The sequence below is a fragment of the Telluria sp. AZSoR62 genome, assembly GCF_058111565.1.
The window spans coordinates 1-265 of sequence record NZ_JBYTST010000354.1; the positions used below are offsets into that span (position 1 = coordinate 1).

At 64.2% G+C, this 265-nt stretch carries 1 pseudogene; it reads left to right on the plus strand.

Annotated elements, in window-relative coordinates:
* Positions 1 to 265 (plus strand): annotated as a pseudogene (locus AC3XQU_RS24085) (TIGR03752 family integrating conjugative element protein); the annotation flags it as partial.

The window sequence follows — 265 nt, forward strand, 5'->3', positions numbered from 1 at the left end:
GGCATGAGCTTCCCGACGAGCTTCGGCCCCGCGCAGAGCACGTTGGAAACCACGGCGGAAACCGTGGCGAACGCGGGCGCACGCGCAGCAGGCGTCAAGAGCGCCAAGGCGGTCTATACCGTACCGACCAATTCGACGCTGATGGGGTCGGTGGCGATGACGGCGCTGATCGGCCGCGTGCCGATCGACGGAACCGTTAACGATCCATACCCCTTCAAGGTGTTGGTCGGACCGGACAACCTGACCGCCAATGGCATCGACATTC